Source organism: Paraburkholderia sp. RHO2 (genome assembly GCF_050955445.1).
Lineage (GTDB): Bacteria > Actinomycetota > Actinomycetes > Mycobacteriales > Mycobacteriaceae > Prescottella > Prescottella agglutinans_A.
In genome coordinates this window covers 1,143,797-1,170,105 of sequence record NZ_CP162617.1, presented here as the reverse complement: position 1 = coordinate 1,170,105, position 26,309 = coordinate 1,143,797, and the positions used below count along the sequence as shown (strand labels likewise).

Here is a 26,309-nt window from a genome sequence, read left to right as displayed (position 1 = left end):
GAACCGACCGATAAGGAGGCGTCGACGAGGATGGCTGACATCGGCCTGCTCGAGCGATACCAGGAGTTCCGCACCCGACGCTTCCTCCGGCACGAGGAGCAGTACCGACACTGGCTGCCCCGCTGGCGGACGCAGCGACGGCGACGTGTCCTCGTCGCGGTCCTCGCCGTGATCCTGCTGACCATGGTCGCGGTGGGCGTCGTCTGCCTGGACGACATGCAGACCGGCCCGCTGCTGTGGCTGCCGGTGTGTGTGGCCTTCCTGGTCACCTGGACGGTCCTGCAGATCGTCTCGGGTCGCCAGGGCGACGCGCCTCGGCACGCCCTCGACGAGTGGGAGGTGCAGCAGCGCGACAGCGCCCGGTCCATCGGCCTGACGGTGACCCAGGCGCTGACGTTCGTCCCGGCGATGTTCCTCATCCTCGCGGGCGCCCTCGATCCGGACATCGACCGCACCAACCTCGCATACTCCGCCGGGCTCTTCGTCCTGACCACGCTCATCATCGGCGCGTGCGTGCCCGCGATGATCCTGGCCTGGACACGCCCCGACCCCGACACCGACGACCACCAGGAGCCTGCATGACCGGCCAGACCCTCACGTTCGACGGGATAGCGAAGCGCTACGGCGACGTCGTCGCCCTCGAGAACCTGAGCTTCGACGTCCGCCCCGGCGAGATCTTCGGATTCGTCGGCAGCAACGGCGCCGGCAAGACCACGACGATGCGGATCGCGCTGGGTGTCCTCGCCGCCGACAGCGGTGAGGTGCGGCTCGGCGGGCGGCCCGTCGATCTCGAGGTTCGCCGCTCGATCGGGTACATGCCCGAGGAACGCGGCCTCTATCCCAAGATGAAGGTGGGCCCGCAGCTCACGTACTTCGCCGAACTGCACGGGCTTTCACGCCGACAGGCCGAGGATTCGTCGCGCCGCTGGACCGAGCGCCTCGGCATCGCCGAACGTGTGAACGACACCGTCGACGCGCTGAGCCTGGGCAACCAGCAGCGCGTGCAGCTGGCGGCCGCGCTGGTGCACGATCCCGCCGTTCTCATCCTCGACGAGCCGTTCTCGGGTCTCGACCCGGTGGCCGTCGACGTCATGAGCGACGTCCTCGTGGAGAAGGCGAAAACCGGTGTTCCGGTGATCTTCTCCAGCCATCAGCTCGACCTGGTGCAGCGGCTGTGCGACCGGGTGGGGATCATCTCGAAGGGGCGGATGGACACCATCGGCACCGTCGACGAACTCCGCGGCACCGGCGACGTCCTGCTCGAGGTCCACGCTCCCGCCGCACCGCGAGGATGGGCCGACCACCTCTTCGGGGTGACCACCGTCAGCCACGACGACGGCCGCACCGTGCTGTCCCTCGGCGCGGGCGCCGACGACCAGGCCGTCCTGAACGCCGCACTGAAGACCGGACCCGTGCACGAGTTCGCGGTCCGCAAGCCGTCCCTGACCGAACTGTTCCGAGAGGTGGTGTCCGCATGAGCGACCGGAGCGGACTGAGCCCGACCCGCGCGATCGCACTGGTGGCCCGGCGCGAATTCCTCACCCAGGTGCGGAAGAAGAGCTTCCTCATCAGCAACGCGATCGTCCTGATCGCCATCGTGGGCGCCATCGTCGCCGCATCGATCTTCTCCGGCGGCGACGACGAGAACCGCTCGAAGGTGGGACTTGTCGGCGACCAGTCGCTGAGCGCAGCCCTCGTCGCGACCGGCGACGCCGCCGGAAATCCGGTCGAGGTGACCGCGGTCCCCGACGAGCAGACCGCGCGCAGCCAGGTCGAGAGCGGCGACCTCGAGGTCGCGCTGATCCCGGGTGACGGAGGTTCGGTCACCGCGATCACCGAGTCGGAGATCGACGCGTCGCTGCGAGTCGTGCTCGACGGCGCCGTCGCCGCACAGGCCCAGAACGCCGCGCTGGCCGCACAGGGCGTCGACGCCGCCCAGCTCGCCGAGACCACCAGCTCGGCCGTCGTCACCGTCGATGCGCTCGACCCGCCGGATCCCGAACGCGGACAGCGCATCGCGTTGTCGATGGCCGTCGTGGTGCTGCTCTACATGCAGATCCTGGTGTTCGGCATGTACGTCGCGATGGGCGTGGTCGAGGAGAAGTCGTCCCGCGTCGTGGAGCTGCTGCTGTCGACGCTGCGGCCGCTGCAGTTGCTGTGGGGCAAGGTGATCGGTATCGGGGCCGTCGGTCTCGCGCAGCTGGCCGCGTACGGTGTCGTCGGTGTCGGTGCCGGCGTCGCCACCGGTGTCCTCACCCTGGGCGGCACCGCGTGGGGGACGCTGGTGGGCACCCTCGGCTGGTTCGTCCTCGGCTTCGCGTTCTTCGCCGTGCTCTACGCCGCGACCGGTTCGATGGTCTCGCGCCAGGAGGACGTCAACTCCACCGCGATGCCGCTCACCATCCTGATCATGGCGATGTTCTTCTCCGCGTTCAGTGCGGTGCAGGATCCGGACGGCTCGCTGTCGAACGTGCTGAGCTGGATTCCGCCGTTCTCCGCGATCCTCATGCCGCTGCGCATCGCCGCGGGCGTGGCGACCGGGACCCAGATCGTGGGCACGATCGTGCTGATGGCGGTCGTCACCGTCGCGATGTCGGCACTGGCCGCCCGCATCTACCAGCGCTCGATCCTGCGGATGGGCAAGACGGTCTCGTGGCGTGAGGCCCTCGCACGGTAACTAGGCTGGACCCCGGCGACCGCACCCGCCACTGGGTGCGGTCGCCGGTGGCGAGTCACGAGATGGAGGAAGTCCCATGTCCCGCACCAGGATTTCGGCCCGAGAACTGATCGGCCGCGTGTTCGACGCCGACAGCTTCGTCTCGTGGGACTCCGCCCCGCTCGACGTCTCCCCCGGCGCGCAGTACCGCACCGAACTCGACGCGGCCGCGGCGAAGTCCGGCGTCGACGAATCCGTGATCACCGGCACGGCGCTGCTCGGTGGACGCCGGGTCGCCGTCATCGCGTGCGAGTTCTCGTTCCTCGCCGGTTCGATCGGCGTCGCCGCCGCCGAGCGGATCGTCACGGCGATCGAGCGGGCCACCGCCGAGGGACTACCGTTGCTGGCGTCCCCGACCTCGGGCGGCACCCGGATGCAGGAGGGCACCGTCGCCTTCGTGCAGATGGTCAAGATCGCTGCGGCCATCGCCGCGCACAAGACCGCCCACCTGCCATACCTCGTCTACCTGCGCGACCCCACGACCGGCGGCGTCTTCGCGTCGTGGGGATCGCTCGGACACGTGACGATCGCCGAACCGGGCGCGCTCGTCGGCTTCCTCGGCCCCCGCGTCTACCAGGCGCTGTACGGCGAGAAGTTCCCCGAGGGCGTGCAGACGTCGGAGAACCTGTACAGCAAGGGCGTCATCGACGGCGTCGCGTCGGTCGAGCAGCTGCGGGACCTCGTCGACCGGGCCCTGCACGTGGTGAGCGATCCCGCCGACGACACCGCCGCCATCCCGGATCCCACCGACCCGCACGACATCCCGGACGTTCCGGCGTGGCAGTCGGTGATGGCATCGCGCCGCGCCGACCGACCCGGTGTCCGGGAGCTGGTCCGGCACGCCGCCACCACCCGCGTCCCCCTGAGCGGCACCGGCCAGGGCGAGGTGGACTCGACGGTGCTGCTGTCCCTCGCCCGGTTCGGCGGGCAGCCGTGCGTGCTGTTCGGCCAGGACCGAGCCGGCCAGTCGGCGCTGAACACGATGGGGCCGGCCGCGCTCCGCGAGGCGCGGCGCGGCATGCGGATGGCCGCCGAACTACGACTACCGCTGGTGCTCGTCATCGACACCCTCGGCGCCGCCCTGTCGCGGGAGGCCGAGGAACGCGGCCTCGCACCCGAGATCGCCCGCTGTATCTCCGATCTCGTCACGCTGCGCACCCCCACCGTGTCGGTGCTGCTCGGCCAGGGCACCGGCGGCGGCGCGCTGGCACTGCTGCCCGCCGACCGCGTCCTCGCGGCCCAGAACGGCTGGCTCGCACCGCTCCCCCCGGAGGGCGCCAGCGCCATCGTGCACCGCGACACCACCCACGCCCCGCAGATGGCGGCGGCGCAGGGCATCCGGTCGCTGGATCTGCTGCGGGACGGCGTCGTCGACGCCGTCATCCCCGAGAGGCCCGACGCCGCGATCGAACCCGTCGAGTTCTCCCAGCGGGTTGCCGCCGCGATCGCCCGCGAGCTCGCCACGCTGCACGATCTCCCCGGCGACGACCGGATGACCGCCCGCCTCGCGCGTTACCGGACCCTGGGGCTGCCGGGACACTGATCCCGCCGCGAGGCCGCGGGTCCGCCGCCCGGTGTGAGGGACAGGTGGGGCCAGTGCGCGAAGTCGGTGAGCATCTGGCGGTCGTGGGTGGCCACGACCACGGCGGCCGGAGTGCCCGATAGTGCTGCGGTGAGCTCGTCGACCAGGGACACCGATAGGTGGTTCGTGGGTTCGTCGCAGATGAGCACCGTGGGACGAGTGGCGAGCACGATCGCGAGCTGCAGTCTCCGCTGCTGCCCCTGCGACAGGCGCCCGACTGGTGTGCGTCGCGATTGCTTCTCCAGCAACCCTGTCGATGTCAGCGGTATCGGTTCTACCTTGTGGTGCAGATCGAGGCTACGGATGTGGCGATCGTAGATCTCCTGCGCGGTCAGATCGGGCTCCCACGCCGGCACTTCCTGGCCGACGAGGGCGACACGGGCAGCCCCATGATGGCGAATGCTGCCGGTGGACGGGCGCAGATCACCGGCCAGCACGGCGAGCAACGTGGACTTGCCCGCGCCGTTGCGGCCGGTCACCAGGAGACGCTCCCCCGCATGCAGTGAGAACGTGACAGGGGCATCGAACCGCCCTGCCACGGTGATGTCGTCGCAGCGGAGCAACGGCGTGCCAGGACGGACTGTGAGGTCGGGAAAGCGTAGTCGCAGAGGCGGCTCCGGCACGGTGATCGTGTGCGCCTCGAGGTCAGACTGGCGTCGCTTGAGCGCCTGGACCAGGCCCGGTGCTCGGGACTGGCGCTGGTGCTTGCAGTGGCCCTTCTCGGGTCGCCAACCGGTGCCGAGCCGGTCGCGGGCACCCGCGACGGCTTCCTGAAGGCGGGCGCGCTCGGCGAGTTGGTCCGCGTACTCGTGTTCCCACCGGTCGCGGGCCCGGCGTCGACCCTCCTGCCAACCCGGATAGCCGCCGGCGAAGAGGTGGGGACGCCCGTCCGGGCTCGGGTCCAGGTCGAGGAACTCGTCGGCGACATCGCGCAGCAGCGCGCGGTCGTGACTGACGATGGCGAGCCCTTTCGAGTGGGTCCGCAGGCGCTCGGTGAGGAAGTCCAGTCCGTCTCCGTCGAGGTGATTGGTCGGCTCGTCCAACAGCAGGATGTCGTGTGTGGCGCCCAGCAGACAGGCCAGACGGACTCGATAGCGTTGCCCGACGGAGAGCGTCTGCAATGGGCGGTCTCGGTCCGTGCACGCGTCCAGCGCTTCGAGTGCAATGTCGACTCGCCGTTCGGCATCCCAGGCGTCGAGCCTGGTTGCCGATTCCAACGCCGCCGCGTAGATCTCGTCCGCTCCTCGGACTCCGTCGGCGAGCAGGAGCGTCGCAGTATCGAGCTCCCGCAATGCCCGCAGCGCGGGCTCGACGGCCTCGGCTACCAGCGTGCCGACAGTCTCCCCGTCCCGAAAAGGTATGGCCTGCTGAGCAACACCGATCGCGCCGACACGGATGAGCGTCCCACTGTCGGGGTGCAGTAGCCCCGCGAGTACATGGAGCAGCGTGGTCTTGCCGCGCCCGTTCTCCCCGACGATGGCAAGCCGCGAGCGATTCGACACCGTGATCGCGACGTCCGTCAGGATGGACCGCGACCCCAGTGTGACGTGGACCGAGGATGCCCGGATGTGCGCGTGGACGCCCGCCAGCAAATGGTCCGCGGGAGAGGGATTTTCGTGTGAAGGGTCGGGTTTGTTGGACAGGCCGTTTCGGCCTGTACGGGATGTAGACACTGATACTCCGCAGCTCGAGGATGGAGCCGGGACAGCACGAATTTTGCCGCCCGGCTTGTACCGGGACGGCGGCCTCAGAAGATCGTCGGAACTCGGGGCGCCGCCGTCAGCGGAACGACCACGGCCTCATCAACGCAGCGCCTACGTACATGTACAGAACCATATCCGGCGTGTGACACTGTCGCCACGGAATTTGGTCAGCGCCACCGCGATCCCCGCCCGCCACCGCACCCGCCGGCCGAAACATCAGGGCCCCTCAGAGCACTGTCGTCGTCGCTGCGTTCGTTGCGTGCGACTACCGAGCAGTCCACGTGGCTGAAATGTTTGCCTCCCAGCCCAGACTGCTATGGGTGAACGCCCTTCCGGCAGCCCTGGGCGCGAGGACCATCCACACGTGTTGCGTTGGAGCCCGCTCCAGCGGCTAGCCTCCCCGCCATGCGCGCCGAGCCTCCGCACACCGTTCTCATGGAGATCGACTTCCAGCACTGGATCATCGAGTCGATCGACCATCGTTCGGTGATCGACCAGGCCGCCGCGGTCCGCGCCGATCTCCGCGCGACGGGTGCCCGGGTGCTGTGCACCCGGTACCTGAGCCTGGACGCGGACGACCGCCTGCGCGCCGACCCGACGGGCCGCGGAGCGTCGTTCCATCCCGCGCTCGCGCCGGCACCGGGCGACCTGGTGCTCAGCAAGCACAGCCGCAACGTCTTCGACAACCCCGACGTCGAGACGAACCTGCGACTCCTCGGCGTCGCGGACGCCTGCGCGGGAACCTCCGCCGAATCCCACGACCGCGCCCTCGCGGAACTGTCCCGGGACGGAATCACGGTGATACGAGATCGATACCCGACTCCGCGACCGAATGTCACACGCGTTCGGTCCGACTGAACGCGTGTGACATTCGGCCGATTGCTACGACGTCCCGGCCGCGATCGCCGGCACCACGACCGCCACGAAGACGGCGGAGTTGATCGCGTCGACCGCCTTGCGGACCGCGGCTCCCGCCCACTCCTTCTCGGCGATGTCCTTGGCGCGCTTGCGGATCGCCTTGCGATCGGCGTCCGGGAACACCTTGGCTGCGGCGTCGACTGCGGACAGCAGCGAAATGAGGGCTGCGGTCCGCGGGTTCGGGTCCAGTCCCTCGACGAGCACACCCACCAATTCCTGCCGGACCTCGCGCTCGTGACTCTCGTCGACCGGAGGCCAGATCTTGCTCGGGAAGATGCCGAGGATCTTGCGCCGGCTCTCGCGCACCCAGCCGCGGTCGATCACCCGCTCGAAGACCGCGGCCCGCACCTCAGCGTCGAGTTTCTCGATCGCGGTCTCGGGCTTCATCGGTCGACGGGACTCGCGGATCACCTCGACGGCACGGGCGAGGATCGGATCGTCGGGGGTTGCCGCCCGCCGGACGGCGAGACGGCCTTTCTTCACGTCGTCGCCGTCCTCGGCGGGAGTCACGAATCCGTCCAACGCCAGTTCGAGCAGGACCGCTCCGGCGAGCACGCGCGGCAGGCGAGTGCCGTCGACGAGGGGTCCACCGGATTCGTCGTCGAGCAGGAGCAGCAGCAGATCTTCGGCGATGAGCGACGTCATGTTCCCCACCGTACGGAGTCGCGGTGTGCGATGGTCTTGTCCATGCCCGACGCCGGAGACGTCATTGCCGCCCTGACCGAGGTCGCCGACGCGGGCGATGCGCGACACCTCCAGCGGTTCTTCAAGACCGGGCGGGGTGAGTACGGCGAGGGCGACGAATTCATCGGTGTCCGGGTGCCGGCGATCCGCACGGTGGCCAAGCGGTTCGCGTCGTTGCCGCTCGACGACGTCGACACGCTCCTCGACAGTCCGGTGCACGAGCATCGACTGACCGGCCTGCTCATCCTCGTCGAGCAGTTCGCGCGGGCGAGCCGCGCCCGCGCCCGCGACGACGAGGCGCGCGAGCGGCTCGCCGAACGGTACCTGGCCGCCGTCCTGCGGGGCCGGGTGAACAACTGGGACCTGGTAGACCTGTCGGCGCTGCACATCCTGGGCGGCTGGCTCTACGACCGGCCCCGCGACCCGGTGTTCGTCCTCGGCGCCGACGAGGACCTGTGGCGACGGCGCGTCGCCCTGCTCACCACGTTCGGGTTCATCCGGCGCGGGGACGCGTCCACGACCCTCGAACTGGCGGCCGGGGTGCTCCACGACCGCCGCGACCTCACCCAGAAGGCGACCGGTTGGATGCTCCGGGAGGTCGGCAAGCGGGTGGACCGGGGCCTGCTGCTCGGCTTCCTCGACCGGCACGCGGCGGAGATGGGTGCGACGGCGCTGGGTTACGCCACCGAGCACCTCGACGCGGACACCCGGGCCCGCTATCGGCTACTGCGCAGTAGCTGACCGCCTGCCGTTCACCGACCGTTCGGCGCCGCCGGGCGCAGATTCCGGTTCCGCGGGCCACAGCCCGCATGCCGTGGGGCACACGTCACATAGGGTGTCGTGTGCATCACAGATGCGTGGTCAGGACCCGAGAGGACACGAATCGATGAGCACCGCCGAGCACGCAGGCCCGAACGCCGGGGCCTACGCCACCGCCTTCACGGAGAGCGTGGAGCAGCCGGACAGCTTCTGGCTCGCGGCCGCCGAGGCCGTCGAGTGGGACACCGCGCCGACCCGCGCGCTGGACGACTCGAACGCCCCGATGTACCGCTGGTTCCCGGACGCCGCCCTCAACACGTGCTTCAACGCGCTCGACCGGCACGTGCGCGACGGCCGCGGCGACCAGGCCGCGCTCATCTACGACTCGGCGATGGTGCCGGCGAAGCGGACGTACACGTACTCCGAGCTGCTGGCCGAGGTCGCCCGGTTCGCGGGTGTCCTGACGGAGCAGGGCGTGGTCGCCGGCGACCGCGTGGTGATCTACATGCCGATGATCCCCGAGGCCGCGATCGCGATGCTCGCGTGCGCCCGCATCGGCGCCGTGCACTCGGTGGTGTTCGGCGGCTTCGCCGCGAAGGAGCTGGCCACCCGCATCGACGACGCCCAGCCCGTCGTGCTGGTGACCGCGTCGGGCGGCCTCGAGCCGGGCCGCACCATCGAATACCTGCCGATGGTCGACCAGGCACTGGAGCTGTCGGCGCACCCGCCGCACACCGTGATCGTCAAGAACCGACAGAACATTCCGGGCTCCGCCGCCGACTACCGCGACCGCGGCGCCGCGTGGTTCGACTGGGACGAGCTGGCCGCCGACGCGCGGGACGCCGCCCCCGTCTCGGTCGCCGCGACCGACCCGCTCTACATCCTGTACACGTCCGGCACCACCGGAAAGCCCAAGGGCGTGGTCCGCGACAATGGCGGCCACGCGGTGGCCCTCGCGTGGTCGATGCGCAACATCTACGACATCGGCCCCGGCCAGGTCATGTGGACGGCGTCGGACGTGGGCTGGGTCGTCGGCCACTCCTACATCGTCTACGCCCCGCTGCTCGCCGGTGCCACCACCGTCATGTACGAGGGCAAGCCGGTCGGCACGCCGGACGCGGGCGCGTTCTGGCGAGTGATCCAGGAACACAACGTCTCCGCGCTGTTCACCGCCCCCACCGCGATCCGCGCCATCCGCAAGGCCGACCCGGAGGCCGCCGAGCTCGCCAAGTACGACATCTCGTCGATGACGACGCTCTTCGCCGCCGGCGAGCGCCTCGATCCGGACACCTACGTGTGGGCCACCGAGAAGCTCGGCGTCCCGGTCGTCGACCACTGGTGGCAGACCGAGACCGGCTGGGCGATCTGCGCGAATCTGCGTGGGCTGGAACCGATGCCGATCAAGGCCGGCTCCCCCACCGTCCCGGTTCCCGGGTACCGCGTGGGCATCGTCGACGGCGAGGGCACGCCGGTCCCCGCCGACACCGAAGGCAACATCGTCATCGCGCTACCGCTGCCGCCGGGCACGCTCGCCGGACTGTGGCGCGACGAGGACCGCTACGTGAAGTCGTACCTGTCGACGTTCGACGGCTACTACCTCACCGGCGACTCCGGATACATCGACGAGGACGGCTACGTGTTCGTCCTGGGCCGCAGCGACGACGTCATCAACGTTGCCGGACACCGTCTTTCGACGGGCAGCATGGAGGCGGTGGTCGCGTCGCATCCCGCCGTCGCCGAGTGCGCGGTGATCGGCATCCACGACGAACTCAAGGGTCAGCGCCCCAGCGGCTACGTCGTGCTCAAGGCGGGCGTCGAGATCGAGGACGAGGTCCTCCGCAAGGAACTCGTCGCGATGGTCCGCGAGCAGATCGGCGCGGTCGCCACGTTCCGCGACGTCACCGTCGTGCAGGCGCTGCCCAAGACCCGCTCGGGCAAGATCCTGCGCAAGACGATGCGGCAGATCGCCGACAACGACGAGTACACCGTGCCGTCCACCATCGAGGACCCGTCCGTCCTCGCGGACCTGGAGAAGCTGCTCCGCGGCTGACCCTCGCACGCGTCACGCGCGCGAGCGGAGGTCGGCGGCGAGTTGCGTCACGGTTTCCGCGGCGCAGGTGCGGTTGTCGCCGACCCCGCCGGACGCGCCTCGTTTCGCCCAGCCGACGACGTACAGTCCCTCCACCGGTTCGCCGGTCTCGTGCGAGATCACCTGTCCGCGCCGGTTGGGCACGACCCCGCGTGGGTCGAGGGGGACGCCGACGATTCGTTTCGTGGTGAACCCGGCGGCGCAGACCGCGGAGTTCGCGTGGAACGTCCGACCGGCGACCGTGGTGACCGTGACGGCGCCGTCGCCGGTCGCCCGGAGGTCGGCCACCTCCTGCCCGAACGACAGGACGACGCGCAGGGGATCCGCGGTCTCGGTCGCCGCGGCGTGCACGCCGCGGACATCGGCGGAACGCAGGCGCGAGAGCTCGCGAAGCAGCGAGCTGTCCGCGCCGGTAGGCGGCGCGCTGCCGGCGCGGTCGATCAGCACCTCGGTGCGCTCGAGGTCGCGGAGCTCGTAGAACGCGGACGGAGTGAACGCGGCGCCGTCCGGAGCCGACCGCGACAGCACCACCAGTTCTCCGATCCGATCGTGCACGGAAGCCCGCCGACGCGTCTTCGCGACCCACCGGACCACATCGAAGGCGACGTTTCCCGCGCCGATCACAACGCACGACGGTCCGGCAGGCGCCGGCGGGTGCATCCCCGGGGACCCGCAGTTCTCGGCGACCAGGATGTCGATGGCCTGGTAGATGCCGCCACCGGCGGTGGCGGGTCCGACTCGGCGTGGCTGCGAGGCTCCGCAGGCGAGGACGACCGCGTCGAACCTCGTTCGGAGTTCGTCGATCGATACGTCCACACCGACTTCCGTGTCGGGCACGATCGTGACGCGGTCGTCGCGGAAGGGCACGTCGAACAGTCGGATCATGTCGCGCACGCCGACGTGGTCGGGTGACACGCCCCGGTGCAGGAGGCCCCCGATGCTCTCGTGCTGCTCGTAGACGGTGACGCTGATCGAGGTCGATCGGCGCAGGAGTTCGCGAACGGTGTACATCGCGGCCGGCCCCGACCCCACGATGGCGATGTCGAGTCTGTCGCTCGGGCCGGCCAGCGGCAGCTCGAAGACGGCGCGCGGTCTGGCGCGCGGCGTGGCGGGGGTCTGCGCGAAGAACTCCCTGTTGCGGGCGGAGTACCGGCGCTCGGTCGCGGTCAGCGCATGCTCGGGTTTGATGGCCGCGGCCGGGCAGGCCTCGACGCATGCCGTGCAGTCGATGCACGATCCGGGGTCGATGTAGAGCGTCTCGGCGGAAGCGAAGCCGTCCTCGCCGGGGGCGGGATGAATGCAGTTCTGCGGGCATACCCGCACACACGAGGCATCCTTACAGCAATGCCCCAGAATGACGTGGGCCACGACGACTCCTCCTCAGAGAAGATTCGACCTTCGGTAGATCCATCGAGCGCCGGCATTCAGCAGTCCTTCTCTGCTCAGGAACTCGATGAACGGCCCCGCGGCGTTCCGGAATGCCATCCGATGGTGTTCGCTTCCATCGATGTTCGACCTCACGGCACCCCACTCGAGGCCGAGTTCCTCGTAGACCCGGCGATTGATCAGGCTCTTCGCGATGAGGTGCGTCCCCAACGCGATGACCAGTGTGCTCACGTATCGCCTGAAGCGGGAGAGTCCGATCAATCGATCTCGGATCTTCCGGCGCGCATACGCCATGTGCCGGGACTCTTCGACGACGTGGATGTAGGCGGCACGGCGAATCGGTGCGACGACGTCATCGCTGGACATCCAGTCACGCTGCATGACGTCGAAGATCTCCTCGCCGGCGAGGACGACTCCGTACGCCACCTCGTCCCGGACGAGGTGGCGGAACACCCATCCGAAGAAGTCCAGCATGCGGTCACGTGGATAGAAATGTGATCCGATGCTCTCGATCGCATTGGCGAACATCAACGAGTGCAGGTTCTCGTCTGCGCATTCGTTGAAAAGGAATTTGACGTCGGGCCGGCCCGGATCCGCGCTGTGGCTCGCCCTCAGCAATGCCACCTGCAACCCCACCTCCAGCCAGATGCCGACGCCCAGGAAATGCGCTACTTCGCTTCTGGTGAGTCGGACGCGCTCGGATTCGGACATGCCGTCCCACATCGGGGTGCCGAAGAGGGGTGACCACTGCGGCGTCATACCGTGCCGTTCGTCGTCGCCCGGTTCGGACTGGTAGACCAGCGGACTCCTCGAATCGAAGGACAGCCGCTGGGCAGACTCCAGCAGGGCCTCGAACAGTGCGTCGCTTCCGGAAGCGCCCATCCTTCCCTACCCCTCAATTCGGTGGCGATTCGAGGCACCGCTCGCGCGAGAGCGCCCCGAACGTGCGGTCCATGCTCGCATGAGTGACGGCTGGGAATCCCGGTATCCACATACCGGCCGAGGCTCGCCGGGGTCGACATCGAGATGTTCACCGAGGCCAGGGATGCGATCGCAGAGATCGGCGCCGACAAGGAACTCTCGAACCGAGAATCCTCACCAATCGGATAATTCGTAGAAACTTCCCCAAACTATCTTTAAGTTGATTCCCGGAATCCCCAGGTCAGGACATTCGCCACACTTGACGATCACGGTAAGATCACGGTACGTTCACGGCAGAGGAAATCGCACCCCAAGGTTCGACACCATTGATTCGAATTGTCCGAAATGGACGGAGATTTCCCCGGTCGGCCGCGGTCGGCCGCAACCCTTCCGTGCTTGTCCCTGCCCGCTCCCGTTCGTCCGCGCTCGTTCAAGGGGGAAAGTTGTCCGTCGTAGCCACTCCGTCCGCCCATGCCCTCCTGCGCGAGTTCGTCGCGAACAGCCCGCGTCGCCACTACCTGCCCGACACCGAGGGCATCGAATTGTCGAACCAGGCCGCGCTGGTGCGCGAGGTCGCGGTCACGATCCAGGCCTGCCTCGAACCGGATCTCGATGCGCTGCGCGTGTCCGAATCGGACGCGGGGCCCGACATTCGCGTTGCCGCGGCGATCGCCCAGTACGACGAAATCCTGGCCACGCTGCTCGACACCGCACCGCTGATCGAGGCCGGTCGGATGAGCACTGTATGGACGCTGCTCGGCTCCTCCGCTGACCGACTCCGCGTCCTCGCCGGACTCGAATCGGCCCGCGGGGAGGACGTCGCCCGGCGCCTGGCGGCCGCGTCGGCACACGCGCGTGCCCGGTTGACGGCGGCGGCGACCGCCGACGACGTCGACCTCGGCCTTCCCACCGCACTCTGTCCGACGGCAGCCGTCACGGCGGCCCCCGCCCCGACCCTGCCGACGCCGACACCCGCGCTCGCGAACCTGATCGAACGCATCGACCTGGGGGCGGTGACGGGCCGCAACGGCTCGGCACACGAGTCCGACTACGACCATCTGGCCACGGTCGGCGGCTACCAGTTCCGCGTCGCGCTCGAGATCATCGGCGCCGCAACCGAATCACTGTGCAGCATCGCCGGCCCCGTCAGCGGCACGGGCGCCTGGGCCGAGAAGGCCGACGACGTCCGCGCGGCCGTCGAGTTCGCGTGGGACTGCGTGTAGTCCGACCCCGCGTCAGCCCCGCCCGCGGACCGGAACGGGATCGACCAGGACGCAGCGGGCACCGGAGAAGATCGTCGGCATGCACTTGTTGCAGTGGATGCACAGCGACCGTGTGCGCGACTCGGCCTGGATCCGGTTGATCAGGTCGGGCTCGCGCAGCAGGGCACGCGCCATCGCGACGAACTCGAAGCCCTCGGCCATCGCGGTGTCCATGCCGGCCTTGTCGGTGACACCGCCGAGCAGCACCAGCGGCATCGTCACCGCGGCGCGGATCTGGCGCGCTTCCTCGAGCATGAACAGCGGCTCATAGGGATACGTCTTGATGAACGCCTTGCCCACCATCTGCACGCCCAACTTGACCGGCTGCGGCATCGCGTTCGCGAAGTCGCGGACCGGGGCGTCACCCTTGAACAGGTACATCGGGTTCAGCAGCGAGCTGCCCATCGTCAGCTCCAGCGCGTCGAGGCTGCCGTCGGCCTCGAGCCACTGGGCCACCTGGATCGCCTCGTCCACCCAGAAACCGCCGGGCACACCGTCGTCCATGTTGAGCTTGGCGAGAATCGCGATCCGGTCGCCGACGGCCTCGCGCACGGCCCGCGCGGTCTCGAGCACGATCCGCGCCCGGTTCTCGAGCGATCCACCGTAGTTGTCCTTGCGCTTGTTCAGCTTGGGGCTCAGGAACGAACTGGCGAAGTAGTTGTGCCCGAAGTGGATCTCGACGGCGTCGAATCCGCCCTCGATCGCGAACTTCGCCGCATCGGCGTGGGCCTGCGTGATGCGTGCGATGTCGGCGGGGGTCGCCGCGTGGATCTTCTTCATGCTCATGGGGTTGAACGACGTCGACGGTGCGAGCGCCGGCAGCCGGTTCGACTTCTCGTTCGCCACCGGTCCGGCGTGTCCGATCTGCGCGGACGCCGCGGCGCCCTCGGCGTGGATCGCGTCGGTGAGCCTGCGCAGACCCGGCACCACCTCGGGCCGCATCCACAGCTGACCGCGCTCGGTCCGACCCTCGGGCTGCACCGCGCAGTACGCCACGGTCGTCATGCCGACCCCACCCGCGGAAGGCTGACGGTGGAACTCGATCAGCGCGTCGGTGACCAGCGCCTCGGGGGTCCGCCCCTCGAACGTCGCGGACTTGATGATGCGGTTACGCAACGTGATCGGGCCCAACTTGGCCGGCGCGAACACATCAGGAGCGGCGATCTCGGACACCGTGGATCCTTCCGTCGAGGAGAGGCCCGAGGCTATACCGGAGCCAGCGGCACCGAAAGTGGTGGTGTCCACTGAGTGGGAAGTCGATGCCCCGCATCACGGACAGACGGTGAGGTCGTACGCCCGCCGCGTCGGCCGATCGTGATCGTGGTCGTCAATCCTCAACCGGACAACGACGGCACGGCAGCACCGAGGTAGACGAGCATCAGAACGAACAGGACCCATCCCGCGCCCTGCCAGATCGGCCACGTCCCGCCCCGCCGCCACGTGCGGTACGTCTCGACGAACGCGGCCAGACCACCGAGCAACAACAGCGCCGACGGCACTATCACCACGATCACCCGGGACGGACCACCGCACAGCGTGCCTTCGCCGGGCGCGCAGTCGTCGACCGCGGCCCCCACCGCAATCGCGGCAGCCATCGCGATCAGAGCGGCGAGGATCGTTGCCGCGTCGAAGAGAACGGCTCGGCGAAAGGTCCGGGGATCGGACCATCGCTTCTCCACGTCGCGTGTCATCGGCCTCCTTCCCACCGGGGGCTACCCCGAGCCGCGGTGCCCGAAACCCAGCTCGCCGTACCGCGCCAGCGCCTCGCGCCGCTCGTGTGCGTGGTCGACGATCGGCTCCGGATATCCTTCCGGCCGAGCACCTTTCAGAGTGTGAACGGCCCTGCCGTCCACACCGCGGAGCTCCGGGATCCAGCGCCGTACGTAATCGCCCGTGGGATCGAACTTCTCCCCCTGACTGGTCGGGTTGAACACCCGGAAATAGGGGGCTGCGTCGGTCCCGGAACCGGCCGTCCACTGCCACCCGTGCTGGTTCGACGCCAGATCGCCGTCGACAAGGTGCTGCATGAAGTACCGCGCACCCCGCCACCACGGCAGGTGCAGGTCCTTGACGAGGAACGACGCGACGATCATCCGCACCCGGTTGTGCACCCAGCCCTCGGCTGCCAGTTGGCGCATCCCGGCGTCGACGATCGGGAAACCGGTACGTCCGGCGCACCACGCCTCGAACAGCGCGTCGGCGTCGCGTCCGGTGTCGTGCCGGATCGCGTCGAATCGGGCGTCGTAGTTGCGTCGCGCGCTGTCCGGGCGCTGGAACAGGATGTCGGCGTAAAAGTCTCGCCACGCGAGTTGCCGACGGTACTGCTGCGCGCCGCGCCCCTGCCTGCCCGCCAGGTCCGCGAGCATCGTCCGCGGGTGGATGTTGCCGAACTTCAGGTACACCGACATCCGACTGGTGGTGTCGAGGTCGGGGCGGTCACGTTCGTCGTCGTAGCGCAGCAGGTCGTCGTGGCAGAACTCCCGCCACCGCGCCGACGCGGCCGCCTCACCCGCCCCGGGGCCCGCCTTCGACGGCGCGGGAATCGCCACACGCCCCTTCAGCCCGCCGACGTCGTCGGGGTCGATCCAACCCAGCGTGTCCGCGCCGGTCCGGGCGGGACCGCGCCAGCCGTGGTCGAGCCACCGCGCGAACCACGGCGTGAACACCTTGTACGGGGTGCCGTCGTCCTTCGTCACCCGCCCCGGCGCGATCGCGTAGGGCGAACCCGTCGCCACCAACGCGACGCGTTCGGCGACCGCGGCATCCCGCTCCCGCCCGTACGGCCCGTAGTCGGCGCTGACGTGCACCTCCGGTGCGCCGACGGCTTTCGCGACCCGCGGGACCACATCGACGGGGTCGCCCCGCAGCACGAGCAACCGCCCGCCGAGTTGCCGGTCCAGCTCGGACAGGCTGCGGTACAGGAAATCTCGTCGCGGCCCGCCCGACGGCGCGAGCAGCCGGTCGTCCAGGACGAACAGGCCCAGTGCCCGCTCCCCCGCCGCACCGAGCGTCGGCAGGTCGGCCAGCCGCAGATCACGGCGGAACCAAACGACCGATTCGGTCATGGCCTCCTCCAGTCGGGTCGCGCTCGATTTGCACACCCACGGTAGTTCAGCGGTCCTCGGCCCCGCTTCTCTCGAGGCCCTCCGACTCGGTGCGGCGACTCCGACCTTCATCCCCGATGCGTAGACGGCCGTCAACAGTCCGTCGTACCCGGCGCCCCGGCGACCGCTCCTATTGAGCTCCGGTCCCTGTAGGCAACCGGAGGCGGACTAAGCTGCTGGGCGATGCCTGTCACTATGCCGCGCAATCTTCCCGCCAGGGCCATCCTGGAGGCGGAGCGAATCTTTGTCATGTCCGACGAGCGTGCTGGACATCAGGATATTCGCCCGATGCGGATCGCCATTTTGAATCTGATGCCGATGAAGGTCAGCACCGAGACGCAGCTGCTGCGGTTGCTCAGCAACACTCCGCTGCAGATCGAGATCACCCTGCTGCACATGGCCAGCCATGTCTCGCGTACTACCTCTGCAGAGCATCTCGAATCGTTCTACTCAACTTTCGACGAAGTGGCCCATATGCACTTCGACGGCCTCATCATTACCGGGGCGCCGATCGAGAAACTCGACTTCGAGGACGTCGACTACTGGCCGGAGTTGACCAAGATCCTTGACTGGACCCACGGTGCCGTGCAGTCGACTCTGCACGTCTGCTGGGGTGCGCAGGCGGCCCTGTACCACCACTACGGTGTCCGAAAACACGAAGTCCCACAAAAAATCTCCGGCGTATTCCCCCATCGGATCACTGGCGCGCGGTCGCCGATCCTCACCGGATTCGACGACGAGTTCCTAGCGCCGCACTCACGCCACACCGATGTCCACGCCGCCGACATCGAGGCCACCGGTGAGGTCGACGTGTTGGCGGTGAGCGAGGAGGCCGGGGTCTACTTGGCAGCCACCGCGGACGGCCGCCAGGTCTTCGTGACCGGTCACCCGGAATATGACGCGGACACCTTGGCACGTGAATACCGCCGCGACAGCGAGCAAGGACTGCCGGTCCCCACTCCCGCGCACTACTTCCCCGGCGACGACCCCACCGCCATCCCGCTCAACCGATGGCGCGGCCACGGGCACCTGCTGTACGCCAACTGGCTGAACTACTGCGTCTACCAGGAGACACCGTTCAAGCCAGGCGAGGCCTGACCGGCCAAGCCGATTCCGGGCCCCGGAGACGGCTGGATTCCGCACCCGCGCCTCAGCGTCGAGCGATCCGGACGGAGGTGCCGGAGAAGGTGACGTGCTCTGCCGCAAGCGCTTCCACCACATACGGCGGCCCGTGGCGTCGGTTGCCCCTGCGCTGACCGCGCGAAGAGCAGCGGCTACTGTCCATGGACTCGTGATGACGACACCGCACGACAACCGCCGATCGCGCGTGCGTACTGTGTCGTTGAATCGGCACAAGTGAGGAGACGCGCGTTGGGATTGATGGATGGGCTGATGGGCAACGCGGGGGTCATGGATCCCGCTACGGCCAACAGTGAGTTCGGCAAGTTGCTCGGTCACGGTGAGCAGATCCATGCGGCGTACCAGCTGGTGCGGGACTCGTTCCTCTTCACCAATCGGCGGCTGATCCTCGTCGACAAGCAGGGCATCACCGGCCGCAAGACCGAGTACCACAGTGTTCTCTACAAGTCGATCACTCACTTCTCCGTCGAGACCGCCGGATCGTTCGATCTCGACGCGGAGCTGAAGATCTGGATCTCGGGCAATCCGATGCCCATCCAGAAGCAGTTCTCCAAGGGCGTGAGCATCTACGAAGTACAGGCGATGCTCACGCACTTCGTAGCGTCGTAAGCGAGCCTTCTCGATCTTCGGCCGCAGGCTTTCTTCGGGCCAGCCCTCGCCTGTGGAACAGGCGAGGGCCTCGGGCTCCGGCGTCCTCTCGTGTCGCCCTTCCTCGGACAACGATCTCCACCCAAGACCCACGACGGCGCGCACGGTTACGAGCCCGGCGAGGTCGTCCCCACCACCGCGCTAGTGCTCGAGCACAAGCATCCCGACGACCGGGACGCTGCGGCGGCTCTCATGCAGCGGGTACTGAGGGACGCGAGCCGTTCAGCAGCAGGCATCGGATCATCGACAGCGCCGGCAAGGTCCATTGCGTCGTGGGTGCCGGTCAGTGCATCACGGCCGACGGGTGTGTCGTCGGGATGTCAGGCTTCTACATCGACGTCACCGATTCCATCCGCAGCGACATCGATCGCAGCATCACCGAGAACGTCTCCGCATTCATCGAGTCGCGCACTGTCATCGAGCAGGCGAAAGGCGCCCTGATGGTGATCTACGGTATCTCTGCCGATCGCGCATTCGACGTCCTCACATGGAAGTCTCAACAGTTCAACGTCAAAGTCCTCGTGGTGGCCGAGGAACTGGTCGCGGCGCTCCCGACCGCCCTCGACCTCGCGTTCGACGTGCGTGGAGCGTTCGATCACATCCTCCTCGCCTCGGGCGCGAAGCCGCCCCCAGCGCAGTGAAGCCGAGAGAGCGAGACGTTCCGTAACACGTCCACCACCGCGCTCTCGAGATCACCGAGCCTGATCACGCCTCCACCCCGGCGATCAGAAGCGCCGTGGTCAACTCGATGTGCTGACACAACTCGTCGACGGCGCGGTCGGCGTCCCGCTCGACCGCGGCGGTCGCGATGCGCCGGTGCTCGGCGTCGACGTCGCGGGTCGACGACTCCGCGGTCCGCCCGCTCCAGCAGCGGTAGACCTCCGAGACGTCGCGCAGGGACTCTGCGATCCGCACGAGTCGCGTGTTGGGGCAGGCCCGCAGGAGCACGCCGTGGAACCCGCTGTGGGCCGTGAGCCAGGCCTCGGAGACGCGCCCGTCGGATTCCGCCGCCGGGGTCCGGGAGAGCAGATGCTGCGCGGCCAGGACCGCGGACTCCCATTCGACGTCGCCGTTCGCGATCGATCGCCGCAATGCCTCCGATTCGACGAACACGCGAGTTTCGGTGAGCTCCAGCAGATCCGGCACCGACACCGGCACGACCCGGAACCCGAGCTGAGCCTCGGAGACCGCCAGGCCCTGCTCGACGAGGCGCGGCAGGACCTCCCGCAGGACGCCGGTGCTGACGTCGTAGCGCGCCTGCAACTGACCGAAAGCCAGCTTCTCGCCCGGGGCGAGCACGCCACCGAGGATGTCGGCGCGCAGCCGCGCGTGGATCACGTCTGCGCGGGTGCCGGTCGCTCTTGCCATGCCGCCAGTACAGGCTCTTCCGAATCGCGAGTCAAGTTTCGAAATTAAATTGCTTTTCCGATATTCCTCGGGTGTACTGGTCGACACCTCCCCATCCGACGACGACAGGAGCCCAACCATGCGCGTGGCCAATCTCTCCGGACGGACCGTTCTCATCGACGACAGCCGGGCGATCGACGTCCACACCGCCAGCTCCGGTCGCTTCGGCCCCGCCCCGGCCTCGGTCTACGCCGAGTGGGCTGCATTCACCGCCTGGGCCACGACGGTCCTCGGCAGTGGAGGCGGCGAGTCGTTCGCCGCCCGCGACCTCGGTGCGCCGTCACCGACGCCGAGCCAGGTGTTCGCGATCGGGCTCAACTACCGCGACCACGCCGCCGAGACCGGCCTCGCCGCCCCCGACGCACCGCCCACGTTCACCAAGTTCGTCAGCTGCCTCACGGGCCCGGAGACGGACCTGGTCCTGCCCACCGACACCGTCGACTGGGAGGTGGAACTGGTGGCCGTCATCGGCCGCGAGGCGACGAACGTCGGCGCCGCCGACGCCTGGAGCCACGTCGCGGGACTCACCGTCGGGCAGGACTTCTCGGAGCGGACGTCGCAGATGGCCGGGCCGGCTCCGCAGTTCTCCCTCGCCAAGTCGTTCCCCGGCTTCGGCGCGACCGGCCCCTGGCTGGTGACCCCGGACGAGTTCGCCGACCCGAACGACCTGGCGATCGAGTGCGCGATCGACGGCGAGACGGTCCAGTCCGGCCGCACCGCGCAGATGATGTTCCCCGTCGCCGAGCTGATCGCACACCTGTCGGCGGTGTGCACGCTGCGTCCCGGCGACCTCGTCTTCACGGGCACTCCGGCGGGCGTCGGCGTCGGCCGGGACCCCCAGCGGTTCCTCGCGCCCGGCAACGTCGTGACCAGCCGCATCGAGGGCATCGGCACCCTGGTGCAGCGCTGCGTGCGGTAGCCGGACCGCCGGGCACGGTTCGTGAACAGTATTCACAATGAATTAGCATCACTGCCGTGCCCGACACGCCCGACTTCAACGCCGCCCTCGGCCGCGCATACCTTCTGGCCGAGGACCTGTCGACGTCCGTCGCGGCGGGCACCCGCACCTTCGGCCTGACGACCGCGCGCACCCGGGCGCTGCTGTGCGTGCTCGAGAATCCGCCGATGACCCAGCGCGACCTGGCGAGCGTCCTGCGGTGCAGCACCCGACAGGTCACCGCCCTGGTGGATGCGCTCGAGCAGTCCGGCCACCTGCGCCGCGAGGCGCATCCCACCGACCGCCGGGCGCACCTCGTGACCCTCACCGAACGCGGCCGCACGGACGCGGGACGGATCCGACACCTGCGCGAGCAGGCCGCTCAGGACCTGTTCGACGGCGTCCCCGCGGCCGACCTCGACGCCTTCGTCCGGGTCGCCGACGTCCTCATCACGCGCCGACGGCAGCAGGCGTCGGCGGACCCGGAGCGGTGACCGGCATGCACGGATCCGGACCGCTCACCGGGCACAATGCTCACGTGACCGCAACCGCAACCGTCCTGGTCGTGGACGACGACCCGGACGTGCTGGCCTCACTCGAACGCGGGTTGCGGCTGTCCGGATTCACCGTCCTCACCGCGTCCGACGGTGCCGTCGCGCTGCGGATCGTCGCCGACGCCGCACCCGACGCCGTCGTCCTCGACATGAACATGCCCGTCCTCGACGGCACGGGTGTCGTCACGTCGCTCCGCGCGGCCGGCGACGACGTCCCGATCTGCGTCCTGAGCGCACGCAGTTCGGTGGACGACCGCATCGCCGGCCTCGAATGCGGCGCCGACGACTACCTCGTCAAGCCGTTCGTCCTCGCCGAACTGGTCGCCCGGATCCGGGCGATGCTGCGCCGCCGCTCGGCGGCCGTCGCCGGGACGGCAACCGAACCGCCGATCGTCGTCGGCCCGCTGTCGGTGGACCTCGCCGGCCGCCGTGTCTGGTTGGGCGGCAACGAGATTCCCCTCACCAAGAGGGAGTTCGAGCTCGTCGAGGTGCTGTCCCGGAACGCCGGCGTGGTGCTGAGCCGCGAGCGTCTGCTGGAACTGGTGTGGGGGTACGACTTCGTCGCTGATACCAACGTGGTGGACGTGTTCGTGGGCTACCTCCGCCGCAAGTTCGAGGCGGACGGCGCACCCCGGCTCGTGCACACCGTCCGCGGTGTCGGATTCGTTCTGCGGGAGCCGACGTGATCCGGCCGCGTTCGCTGCGGGCCCGGGTCGCCGCGGCCACCGCTCTGGGGGCGACGATCGTCGTCGCCGCGGTCGGCGTGTACCTGGCGCTCGCCATCGCCCGCAACAACCTGCTGCAACTCGACCGTCGGCTCGAGACGGCGTCCCGGGTCCTCATCGTCAATGCCGGTGCCGCCGCACCCTTCCTGAACGTCCTCGGGGACGCCGGCGCGTTCGCGGTGACCATCCGGTCCGGGGACGAGGTCGTCGCGGCCACGTCGAGCCGGCTGCCCGTACTCGATCCCGGATCGCACACCGTCGACGTCGCGGGCACCCCGTTCCGCGCCTTCACCGCCCCGCTCGCCCCCGGATCCTCGTCGCTCCTGTCGGTGGCCGTCCCCCTCGCCGAAGCGAAGGACCCCACCACCGAACAGCAGCAGCAGGTCGCGCTCGTCGGCGTCCTCGCGATCGTCGCCGCGACCGGCCTCGGCTGGGTCTTCGGCGGCCGCGCGGTCCGGCCGCTGGTGGAACTCACCCAGCGCGTGAGCCGACGCGACCGGGACCTCGCACCGGCCGCGTCCGGCGTCCGCGAGGCCGACGAACTGGCCGCCGCCGCGGGCGCCATGCTGCAGGACGTCTCCGACGCCCAGTCGCGCACCGCCGCCGCCCTCGACACCGCACGCGACTTCGCGGCGGCGTCCGCGCACGAACTGCGGACCCCGCTCACCGCGATGCGCACCGACCTCGAGGTCCTCACGACACTCGACCTGTCCGACGAACAGCGCACCGAGATCCTCGCCGACCTCGCGCGCACCCAGGGCCGGCTCGAGGCGACGCTCACCGCGCTCGAACGCCTCGCATCCGGCGAGCTGTCCAGCGAGCGTGACCACGTCGACCTCGATCTGACGGAGCTGTGCGATCTCGCCGCCGAGGACGCGCAGCGCCTGCACCCGGGACTCGTGGTCACCGTGGACGCGCCGCCCGGACTCGTCGTCCGCGGCCTGCCGGTCGGCCTGCGGCTGGCCCTCGACAACGCGATCACCAACGCCGTCCGGCACGGCCGGGCACGGCACGTGACGATCGGGGCGCGCCGCGCCACGGACGGCGCCGTGACGATCACCGTGGACGACGACGGCGCCGGCATCCCCGAAACAGAGAGGTCGGCGGTGTTCGAACGCTTCCGGCGCGGCAGTGGCGCCGCCAAGGGCGGATCCGGGCTGGGGCTGGCGCTCGTCGCGCAGCAGGCTCAACTCCACGGAGGCGTCGCCGCGTTCGAGGACAGCCCCCTCGGCGGCATCCGGTTGGTGGTGTCCCTTGAGAGTTGACGGACGGGACATCCCGGTCACCGGCAGCCTGCTGCAGCCGCTGGCCCGACGGACCAGCGACATCCTGCGGGTCGTCTTCGCGCTGGTGTTCCTCGGCGCGGTCATCGCGGGCTCGCTCATCACCCGCAGCGAATGGGACGCGCTCGAGACGTCGGTGTCCGACATCGTCGGCATCCTGTCGCCGGAGGTGTCCGACACCGTCTACCTGCTCTACGGCATCGCGATCCTCGCGCTGCCGTTCGCGATCCTGATCCAGCTCGTCATCAGCCGCCGCTGGAAGCTGCTCGCGGGCTACGCGGCGGCGGGGCTGATCGCGGGCGTCGCATTGTCGTTCACGGGCACCGGTCTCGCTGCCCCGCAGTGGCACCTCGACGTCTCCGACCGCCTCAACACGTTCCTCTCCCAGTTCCTCGACGATCCCCGCTGGATCGCGATGCTCGCCGCGGTCCTGACGGTGTCGGGGCCGTGGCTGCCCAAACGGTGGCGGCGCCTGTGGTGGGCGCTGCTGCTCCTGTTCGCGCCGATCCATCTGATCGTCAGCTCGATCGTGCCGGCCCGCTCGATGCTCGGCTTGGCCGTCGGATACCTCGTGGGCGCAATCATCGTGCTGGTCGTCGGCACGCCGGCGCTCGAGGTGCCGCTCGAGTCGGCGGTCGAGGCGATGCAGCGTCTGGGTCACCGGGTCACCGCGTTCCGGGTGATCACCCCGGCGGGCAGCGGGCCGTTGGTCCTCGGCGCCTCCCGCGACGGCGAGCCGGAGATGATCGTCGAGCTGTACGGGCAGAACCAGCGCAGCAGCGGAGCGATCCGGCAAGTGTCGAAGTGGCTCACCCTGCGCAGCAGCGAGAGCGCACCCGCACACGCCTCGCTGGCGCGCGCCGTCGAGCACCGGGCGCTCATGGGGATCGCCGTGGCCGATCTGGGACTCGCGGCGTCGAAGCCGATGGCTGTCACCGCCCTCGACCGTGGGTGGCAACTCTATGCCCGCCCGCTCTCGCACGGCGCCCCGGTCGCGACGCTCCGGACGGACAATCCTCATCCTCGCGACACGCTGCTCGAGATGCTGTGGGCCTCGCTCGGTGAACTGCACGCCCGCCAGATCACGCACGGCGACCTGCGCGCGTCCGAGATCCGGATCGACGACGGCCAGGCCATGTTCGACGGCTTCACGTACGCCGAACTGGGGTCGTCCGAAGCGCAGATCCAGTCCGACACCGCGCAGCTGCTCCTGACGACCGCGACGCTGTTCGGGGTGGAGCCGGCCGTCCGTGCCGCGCTCGCCGCGCGCGGCCGCGACCGGATCCTCGCCGCGTCGGGCCGGCTCACCAAGTCCGCGATGCCGTCACGGCTGCGCAAGCAGGCGCCCGACTCGTCCGCGCTGCTCGGCGCGATCCGGGACGAGGTCAGCAACCAGACCGACATCGAGAAGATCGCCCCGGAACAGGTCACCCGCTTCACCCGGAACCAGATCATCCAATTGGTGCTGCTGATCGGCCTCGTCTACGTGGCGTACCCGTTCATCAGCCAGGTCCCCACCTTCGTCACCGAGCTGAAGACGGCGAACTGGTGGTGGGCGCTGGGCGGGCTGATCGTCTCCGCGCTCACCTACGTCGGGGCGGCGGCCGCGCTGTGGGCGTGCGCGTCCGAACTGGTGCGGTACCGGCACCTGGTGATCATGCAGGTCGCCAACACCTTCGCCGCCACCACGACACCGGCGGGAGTGGGCGGACTCGCGCTCAGTGTGCGGTTCCTCCAGAAGGGCGGTCTCGGAGCCGTCCGCGCGACCGCCGCGGTGGCTCTGCAGCAGACGGTCCAGGTGGTCACCCACGTCGGGCTCCTGATCTTCTTCAGTATCGCGGCCGGACGCGAGGCCGACCTGTCGCACTTCGTCCCGAAGGGCACCATCCTCTATCTCATCGCGGGTGTCGCGCTCGGGGCGGTCGGCACCTTCATGTTCATCCCGAAGGCGCGCCGCTGGCTGCGCAACGAGGTCCGTCCGCAGCTGACCGAGGTGTTGGCGTCGCTGGCACAACTGGCCCGCAGCCCCGGCCGCTTCATGCTGATCGTCCTCGGTAGCGCCGGCACCACGCTCGGCGCCGCGCTGGCACTGTGGGCCAGCGTCGAGGCGTTCGGCGGCGGTACGACGTTCGTGACCGTCACGATCGTGACGATGATCGGCGGCACCCTGGCGTCGGCGGCGCCGACCCCCGGCGGCGTGGGCGCCGTGGAGGCCGCCCTGATCGGTGGCCTCACCGCGTTCGGCCTTCCGGTGGGCATCGCGGTACCGTCGGTGCTGCTGTACCGCGTACTGACCTGTTGGTTGCCTGTGTTCTGCGGCTGGCCGACTTTGCGTTGGTTGCAGAAAAACGACATGGTCTGACGGTTTGTGCCCGATAATTCTCGAACGTCGCGAGAATTTTCGACGAACCGGTAGCGAAGCGAGACGTAGTACCGATAGCGAAAGTGATATACACACGATCAACACCGAGGAGTCGAGACCGGTCTCCTC

Annotated in this window: 24 protein-coding genes; 16 read left to right on the top strand and 8 right to left on the bottom strand. The window is 69.1% G+C overall.

Annotated features, from left to right (window positions below):
* Positions 1-30 precede the first annotated feature (30 nt).
* From ABTV10_RS05365 to ABTV10_RS05350, 4 genes are all read left to right on the top strand, one after another.
* Complete coding sequence (locus ABTV10_RS05365; RefSeq protein ID WP_499033040.1) at positions 31-582, top strand: hypothetical protein; 552 nt, start codon at positions 31-33, stop codon at positions 580-582.
* Positions 579-1,478, top strand: coding sequence for an ABC transporter ATP-binding protein (locus tag ABTV10_RS05360; RefSeq protein WP_499033038.1), 900 nt, complete (start codon positions 579-581; stop codon positions 1,476-1,478). Before ABTV10_RS05365 ends, ABTV10_RS05360 begins: the two co-directional genes overlap by 4 nt.
* Complete coding sequence (locus ABTV10_RS05355; protein ID WP_499033035.1) at positions 1,475-2,677, top strand: ABC transporter permease; 1,203 nt, start codon at positions 1,475-1,477, stop codon at positions 2,675-2,677. The genes ABTV10_RS05360 and ABTV10_RS05355 overlap by 4 nt, the downstream gene beginning before the upstream one ends.
* Before the next feature lie 76 nt (positions 2,678-2,753).
* Positions 2,754-4,259, top strand: a complete 1,506-nt coding sequence (locus ABTV10_RS05350) for a carboxyl transferase domain-containing protein (RefSeq protein WP_499033034.1) — start codon at positions 2,754-2,756, stop codon at positions 4,257-4,259.
* Here ABTV10_RS05350 and ABTV10_RS05345 read toward each other — a convergent pair.
* Positions 4,229-5,971, bottom strand: a complete 1,743-nt coding sequence (locus ABTV10_RS05345; protein ID WP_499033033.1) for an ABC-F family ATP-binding cassette domain-containing protein — start codon at positions 5,969-5,971, stop codon at positions 4,229-4,231. The two genes, ABTV10_RS05350 and ABTV10_RS05345, sit on opposite strands and share 31 nt — an antisense overlap.
* A gap of 435 nt (positions 5,972-6,406) precedes the next feature.
* On the opposite strand from ABTV10_RS05345, the gene ABTV10_RS05340 reads away from it, so the two are divergent.
* Positions 6,407-6,859, top strand: coding sequence for a cysteine hydrolase family protein (locus tag ABTV10_RS05340; RefSeq protein WP_499033032.1), 453 nt, complete (start codon positions 6,407-6,409; stop codon positions 6,857-6,859).
* 24 nt (positions 6,860-6,883) lie between these two features.
* Here the strand turns inward: ABTV10_RS05340 and ABTV10_RS05335 are convergent, their stop codons facing one another.
* Positions 6,884-7,564, bottom strand: a complete 681-nt coding sequence (locus ABTV10_RS05335; RefSeq protein ID WP_499033030.1) for a GOLPH3/VPS74 family protein — start codon at positions 7,562-7,564, stop codon at positions 6,884-6,886.
* Positions 7,565-7,606: 42 nt separating this feature from the next.
* Here ABTV10_RS05335 and ABTV10_RS05330 point away from each other — a divergent pair, with 42 nt between their 5' ends.
* Complete coding sequence (locus ABTV10_RS05330) at positions 7,607-8,344, top strand: DNA alkylation repair protein (RefSeq protein WP_499033029.1); 738 nt, start codon at positions 7,607-7,609, stop codon at positions 8,342-8,344.
* 145 nt (positions 8,345-8,489) lie between these two features.
* The gene (locus ABTV10_RS05325) at positions 8,490-10,412 is read left to right on the top strand and encodes a propionyl-CoA synthetase (RefSeq protein ID WP_499033028.1); all 1,923 of its coding nucleotides are present in this window, start codon (positions 8,490-8,492) and stop codon (positions 10,410-10,412) included.
* Between the two features lie 12 nt (positions 10,413-10,424).
* Here ABTV10_RS05325 and ABTV10_RS05320 read toward each other — a convergent pair whose 3' ends face one another.
* Both ABTV10_RS05320 and ABTV10_RS05315 read right to left on the bottom strand, forming a co-directional pair.
* The gene (locus ABTV10_RS05320; protein ID WP_499033027.1) at positions 10,425-11,819 is read right to left on the bottom strand and encodes an FAD-dependent oxidoreductase; all 1,395 of its coding nucleotides are present in this window, start codon (positions 11,817-11,819) and stop codon (positions 10,425-10,427) included.
* Positions 11,820-11,831: 12 nt separating this feature from the next.
* The gene (locus tag ABTV10_RS05315) at positions 11,832-12,719 is read right to left on the bottom strand and encodes an AurF N-oxygenase family protein (protein ID WP_499033026.1); all 888 of its coding nucleotides are present in this window, start codon (positions 12,717-12,719) and stop codon (positions 11,832-11,834) included.
* Positions 12,720-13,201: 482 nt separating this feature from the next.
* Here ABTV10_RS05315 and ABTV10_RS05310 point away from each other — a divergent pair, with 482 nt between their 5' ends.
* Entirely contained in the window at positions 13,202-13,981 is a 780-nt protein-coding gene (locus tag ABTV10_RS05310; protein WP_499033025.1) for a hypothetical protein, read from the top strand.
* Positions 13,982-13,993: 12 nt separating this feature from the next.
* Here the strand turns inward: ABTV10_RS05310 and ABTV10_RS05305 are convergent, their stop codons facing one another.
* The 3 genes from ABTV10_RS05305 to ABTV10_RS05295 all read right to left on the bottom strand — a co-directional run bounded on the left by ABTV10_RS05305 (position 13,994) and on the right by ABTV10_RS05295 (position 17,085).
* A complete protein-coding gene (locus tag ABTV10_RS05305; RefSeq protein WP_499033024.1) occupies positions 13,994-15,193 on the bottom strand; it encodes an NADH:flavin oxidoreductase in 1,200 nt (399 codons plus the stop codon).
* Positions 15,194-15,354: 161 nt separating this feature from the next.
* On the bottom strand, positions 15,355-15,711 hold the full coding sequence (locus tag ABTV10_RS05300; RefSeq protein WP_499033023.1) for a hypothetical protein: 357 nt from the start codon (positions 15,709-15,711) through the stop codon (positions 15,355-15,357).
* A 21-nt stretch (positions 15,712-15,732) separates the two neighbouring features.
* Positions 15,733-17,085 carry a cryptochrome/photolyase family protein gene (locus ABTV10_RS05295; protein ID WP_499033022.1) on the bottom strand — a complete coding sequence of 451 codons (1,353 nt, stop codon included), beginning with the start codon at positions 17,083-17,085 and terminating at the stop codon, positions 15,733-15,735.
* 222 nt (positions 17,086-17,307) lie between these two features.
* Between ABTV10_RS05295 and metA the strand changes: the two genes are divergently transcribed.
* From metA to ABTV10_RS05280, 3 genes are all read left to right on the top strand, one after another.
* Entirely contained in the window at positions 17,308-18,222 is a 915-nt protein-coding gene (gene metA, locus ABTV10_RS05290; protein WP_499033021.1) for a homoserine O-acetyltransferase MetA, read from the top strand.
* 282 nt (positions 18,223-18,504) lie between these two features.
* Positions 18,505-18,873, top strand: a complete 369-nt coding sequence (locus tag ABTV10_RS05285; protein ID WP_499035137.1) for a PH domain-containing protein — start codon at positions 18,505-18,507, stop codon at positions 18,871-18,873.
* 311 nt (positions 18,874-19,184) lie between these two features.
* Positions 19,185-19,553: an ANTAR domain-containing protein gene (locus ABTV10_RS05280; RefSeq protein ID WP_499033020.1), complete on the top strand. Its 369-nt coding sequence runs from the start codon at positions 19,185-19,187 to the stop codon at positions 19,551-19,553.
* 64 nt (positions 19,554-19,617) lie between these two features.
* On the opposite strand, the gene ABTV10_RS05275 is transcribed toward ABTV10_RS05280, so the two are convergent.
* Positions 19,618-20,280 (bottom strand): GntR family transcriptional regulator, encoded by a 663-nt coding sequence (locus ABTV10_RS05275; RefSeq protein WP_499033019.1) that lies wholly within the window; start codon positions 20,278-20,280, stop codon positions 19,618-19,620.
* Positions 20,281-20,398: 118 nt separating this feature from the next.
* On the opposite strand from ABTV10_RS05275, the gene ABTV10_RS05270 reads away from it, so the two are divergent.
* From ABTV10_RS05270 to ABTV10_RS05250, 5 genes are read left to right on the top strand one after another with little or no spacing between them, the layout of a single operon-like run.
* Positions 20,399-21,238, top strand: coding sequence for a fumarylacetoacetate hydrolase family protein (locus tag ABTV10_RS05270; protein ID WP_499033018.1), 840 nt, complete (start codon positions 20,399-20,401; stop codon positions 21,236-21,238).
* A 56-nt stretch (positions 21,239-21,294) separates the two neighbouring features.
* Entirely contained in the window at positions 21,295-21,750 is a 456-nt protein-coding gene (locus ABTV10_RS05265) for a MarR family winged helix-turn-helix transcriptional regulator (RefSeq protein ID WP_499033016.1), read from the top strand.
* 44 nt (positions 21,751-21,794) lie between these two features.
* Positions 21,795-22,496 (top strand): response regulator transcription factor, encoded by a 702-nt coding sequence (locus tag ABTV10_RS05260; RefSeq protein ID WP_499033015.1) that lies wholly within the window; start codon positions 21,795-21,797, stop codon positions 22,494-22,496.
* Positions 22,493-23,800 (top strand): sensor histidine kinase, encoded by a 1,308-nt coding sequence (locus tag ABTV10_RS05255; protein ID WP_499033014.1) that lies wholly within the window; start codon positions 22,493-22,495, stop codon positions 23,798-23,800. Before ABTV10_RS05260 ends, ABTV10_RS05255 begins: the two co-directional genes overlap by 4 nt.
* On the top strand, positions 23,790-26,180 hold the full coding sequence (locus tag ABTV10_RS05250) for a lysylphosphatidylglycerol synthase domain-containing protein (protein ID WP_499033012.1): 2,391 nt from the start codon (positions 23,790-23,792) through the stop codon (positions 26,178-26,180). The genes ABTV10_RS05255 and ABTV10_RS05250 overlap by 11 nt, the downstream gene beginning before the upstream one ends.
* Positions 26,181-26,309 lie beyond the last annotated feature (129 nt).